The sequence below is a fragment of the Azospirillum sp. TSO22-1 genome, assembly GCF_003116015.1.
Taxonomy (GTDB): Bacteria; Pseudomonadota; Alphaproteobacteria; order Azospirillales; family Azospirillaceae; genus Azospirillum.
The window spans coordinates 1-3,039 of sequence record NZ_LGQZ01000230.1; the positions used below are offsets into that span (position 1 = coordinate 1).

Below are 3,039 nucleotides of genomic sequence, written 5' to 3' on the forward strand. Positions count from 1 at the left end.
TTCAACACTATCGGCGCAAAGCGGACGGTCACTCCGTCCGGAAAAGGGCAGATCCGGAAATCCGGATTGCCGCTTGATCCGGCGGCAGCATGCTGTTCTCCAGGCAAGATTATTATCCATTCTGCCCTGCCTCGGCGATTGAACGGCGCCGAGATCAAGCATTTTCAAGGCCTTGATCGTGCCGCACCGGGGGACTCGCCCCCACAAAGTCTTTCCCCTCCCTGACCATCGCTCGCCTCCGCCACCGTGCTCCACGACGCGCTCCTTTGTCCCAGGGGCGCCCGTAGCACACGGAGACGGACGAATAATGGACGACAAGACCGCCGGCCTTCCCCCCGCGCTTACTGCGCACGCCCGAGGCGGCTCGCTTCCTCGGCCTGTCCAGCCGGACGATGGAGAAGCACCGCCTCCACGGCACCGGCCCGCGCTACCGCAAGAGCGGCGGCCGGGTGGTCTACGCCGTCGAGGAGCTGAAGAGTTGGGCCGACCAGGGCCTGCGCACCTCCACCTCCGATCCGGGCACCGGCACCGTGCGGCCCGCCCACCCGGCACGCCGCTGAGGCCGTGCCGTGGACGGGGTCTTCCGCGACGGTGACCGCCAGATGCAGCTCGACCTGTTCGTGGCGCTGCCGGGCGACATGGCGGTACGCGACCAGCAGGACCTGATGGCGCACCCGTTCTTCTCGCTCGCCAGTGCCGCGCGCCGCCGCCGGGCTGGTGAACGGCGGCCCGGTGATGGACGGCATGACGGCGCTGGCCGCGCTGTGGACCGCCGGCTGGCTCGGCATGCGCAGCATGGCTGGTGCGGCGGCGGCCACCACCGGGGCGCCAAGCAGCCTCGCCGTCGGCGCCTCGGCGGTATGGGGTGGCCTGCGCCACGCCACGGCCGGGGCGACCTCGTCCATCGGCAGCACCGGCGGGACCGGCAGCGGCGCTGGTGGCGATGCCGCCGGCGCCTCGGCCGGGCGCCGCTACCCGGCCGGCCGCTTCGGCGGTTCCCGGGCTTCGGCCCCGCGCGGCAGCGGCTGGGACAAACCGATGACCGACGCCCAGCGCGGCGAACTCGACCGCCTCGCCGCCGGCCGCACCGTCGATCCCACCCTCACCCGCGGGCAGGCCAGCCGGCTCATCGAACGCTGGGGCGGCGAAGAGTCGTGGCTGCGCCGCTCCGCCTCCAACGCCACCGAACGGCCGCAGGACCCGCCGGGCAAGACGACCGGAACGGATCGCCGCGCCGACGACAAGGAGACCCGAAGACCGGCGCTACCGCCTTCTACGTGGTGTGGACCGAGACGGTGTACCGGGACTTCAAGCCGCGCTCGAAGACGCTGATGAGCGCCGCCGTGGTCACCGTCGACGGCCCATCGCGGGACGGCGCGCTCGACGGCGTGTCGATCTCCGGCTTCTCCGAGCCCAGCGGCACGCCGCTGAAGGCCGAGACGAAGGAGCCGGTCAAAGCCCACCGCCTTCCTCATCCCGAGACGATGGAGCCCCAGCCATGAGACTCCCGGTTTCCCTGCTGGCGCTGCCGCTGCTGGCCGCCTGCGCCATCGACACGCCGCCCGTCCCGATGGCGGGAACGGCACCGCCGCGGACCTACACCCTGGCCGACCTGCACATCCCGCCGACGGCGATGGAGCGGGAGCCGAGGAGAAAGCGGGGCTGCGGCCGTCGCGGGCGCAGACCCGCAGTTGGGTCGGGCAGGCCAACGAGGCCGCCCTCGACCTGCTTCAAGGGCAAGAGCTGCGAATACTGGTACCAGCCCGACCTGCAGTACCTCGTCTACATGGCCGAGGGGAACCAGACGCTGGTCTGCCTGAAGCCCGGCGAGGTGGTGCGCGACATCGTCGCTCCCGGCGCCCAGGTGTGGATTCCCCACCAGCCCTACAGCTTCGGCAAGGGCGTTCAGCGCACCGAGTGCATCGCACTTCATGCCGCGCCGGGCCGGCCTCAACCAGCAGATTTCCCTCTTCACCAGCGAGCGGAAATACGACCTCAACGTCGAGACCCACAAGCGGGTCCACCACGTCGAGGTGCGCTGGCGCTACCCCGAGGATTATCTCGCGACGCTGAACGGGCAAACCGGGGCTGTTTCAGGCACGGCCGGCGACCGGCGCTGCACCTACACGCTGGACGGCGACACACCCCGCCGCTGCCGCCCGATCCGCTGGCCCGCCATCGGGTGGTGACCTCCGGTCCGCACGTCGTCCGCATCCTCCTGGTGGCGGCGGCCGTGATCGGGCTTGGATTGGTAGCCTACATGCTGGGGCGCAGCCAGGGGGCCGGGGGCCTGCCGAAGCTGTCCGCCGCCCTCGGCCCGACCCAGCCGGACCCGCGATTGCCCAGCTACGAGGACATGGCGCCCAAATCGGCCCCGCCACCGGTGCCCCGCATCGAGAAGAAGGACCCGCCGCCTCCGCCGGCCCGGCCGCAGGCCAAAGCGCCCCCGAAGGAGGACGAATTGCGCAAGAAGGCGATGGAGGCCGGCGTCGGCGGCTGGAGCCGCAAGGAGGAGGGAACGACTGTCGCCTCCGCCCAGGCCGGAACGTCGGACTTCGCCGCCGCCGGGTCTGACTGCCTCGTGCCGCCGGGGACGCCGATCCCCCTGCTGACGGTGAACCGGGTGGTGATCGAGCGCGGCGGCATCGTCACCGCGCGGGTGATGCAGGACGTCTGGGACGCCGGCTTCTCCTGCCTGGCGGTGCCCGCCGGCCCGGTGGTGACGCTGGACGTTGGGAGCAACGTCACCAAGGGGCAGAAGCGCATCGAGGTGGTCAATCCGGTGATCACCCGGCCCTGGCCGCGCAACGACATGGTGCGCGTGGCGGCGGTCGGAGCGGACATCACCGGTGCGGTGGGGCTGGCAGGATCGGAGCAGGTGCCGTGGCTCCAGACCGGGCTGCTGATCGCCGCCAACACGGCGGTGGACGTCGCGGCAGCGGCGCTGACCGGCGGCGGCAGCCTGATCGGCGGCATCCTCGGGCACAGCATCGACCGCCCGCTCGACAAGGCGGCCAAGGACCTGCTCGACCGGGCGCC

The 3,039-nt window shown here is 71.5% G+C and carries 6 protein-coding genes and 1 pseudogene; all 7 read left to right on the forward strand.

Annotated elements, in window-relative coordinates:
• A partial coding sequence (locus TSO221_RS36245) for a hypothetical protein (protein WP_211099148.1) occupies positions 1–225 on the forward strand: 225 nt, incomplete at its 5' end.
• A 119-nt stretch (positions 226–344) separates the two neighbouring features.
• Positions 345–560, forward strand: coding sequence for a helix-turn-helix domain-containing protein (locus TSO221_RS34460; protein WP_109122954.1), 216 nt, complete (start codon positions 345–347; stop codon positions 558–560).
• A gap of 42 nt (positions 561–602) precedes the next feature.
• Positions 603–698: pseudogene (locus TSO221_RS36195) on the forward strand (RepA replication protein); the annotation flags it as partial.
• On the forward strand, positions 694–1,332 hold the full coding sequence (locus tag TSO221_RS34470; protein ID WP_247878406.1) for a DUF3072 domain-containing protein: 639 nt from the start codon (positions 694–696) through the stop codon (positions 1,330–1,332). The pseudogene TSO221_RS36195 and the gene TSO221_RS34470, both read left to right, overlap by 5 nt.
• The gene (locus TSO221_RS36735) at positions 1,332–1,502 is read left to right on the forward strand and encodes a hypothetical protein (protein WP_247878407.1); all 171 of its coding nucleotides are present in this window, start codon (positions 1,332–1,334) and stop codon (positions 1,500–1,502) included. The genes TSO221_RS34470 and TSO221_RS36735 overlap by 1 nt, the downstream gene beginning before the upstream one ends.
• A gap of 429 nt (positions 1,503–1,931) precedes the next feature.
• Positions 1,932–2,189: a hypothetical protein gene (locus tag TSO221_RS36740; protein ID WP_247878404.1), complete on the forward strand. Its 258-nt coding sequence runs from the start codon at positions 1,932–1,934 to the stop codon at positions 2,187–2,189.
• The coding region (locus TSO221_RS34485; RefSeq protein WP_247878405.1) for a TrbI/VirB10 family protein at positions 2,186–3,039 on the forward strand (854 nt) is incomplete at its 3' end. The genes TSO221_RS36740 and TSO221_RS34485, both read left to right, overlap by 4 nt.